Raw genomic sequence first — 740 nt, 5'->3', positions numbered from 1 at the left:
AGGCAATATTGTGAGACTTTGCTTTATGGTGATAGAGATATTGGTGAGGACTTCACAGATTTGCCGGACGTGAATAATCGGAAGAACAAAGATGTATTTACGGGTAAATTTGAATTAAGCCCTTGTTTTTCTCTCTTGCCACATTCCTGATTTCCGGAATTTAAGAATATACACCAAATCTGTGCCAACCTCTACCAACCTGTGCCACATGCTTCCACTTCCTGGAAATCCATTGCCGGATAACAGATTATATATTCCTTTGTGGCAAAAGAAACAATAACAATAAAAAGTATGTATATGGAAATCGTATCAATTGAAAGGAAGACTTTTGAGGCGATGGTCGCCAAGTTCGACCGTTTCGTCAGTCGCATGGATACCATCTGTCAGAGGCACGGAGAGAAGACAATGGGAGAGTGGATGGACAATCAGGACGTTTGCCGGATGCTCAACATCAGCGCACGCACATTGCAGACGCTTCGGGACAATGGGACGCTGGCTTACTCGCAGATAAACCACAAGACCTACTACCGTCCCGATGACGTACAGCGCATTGCTTCCGTTGTGGAGGATAGGTGGAAAGAGGCGAAGTTCAAAGGAAGAACTGTATAAACTTGATGAAATGAACGAAGTAAAATAACAATACCCACTCTTACCTTTGCAGTGTCAATAGCGATTGGCACTTTTTTCTAGTAAGAGAGATGTCCATCGGGTGGATAATTGTTTGTAGTTTTGCTAAAATG

At 42.8% G+C, this 740-nt stretch carries 1 protein-coding gene; it reads left to right on the top strand.

Annotation, left to right across the window (positions count from 1 at the left end):
• The first annotated feature begins 297 nt into the window (after positions 1-297).
• Positions 298-609: a helix-turn-helix domain-containing protein gene (locus HPS53_RS12480; RefSeq protein WP_172206534.1), complete on the top strand. Its 312-nt coding sequence runs from the start codon at positions 298-300 to the stop codon at positions 607-609.
• The last annotated feature ends 131 nt before the right edge of the window (positions 610-740 follow it).

Origin of the sequence: Prevotella sp. PTAC (assembly GCF_013166535.1) — a bacterium.
GTDB lineage: Bacteria > Bacteroidota > Bacteroidia > Bacteroidales > Bacteroidaceae > Prevotella.
Note: the sequence above shows the minus strand (reverse complement) of the source record. Positions and strands in the feature narration are given on the sequence as shown.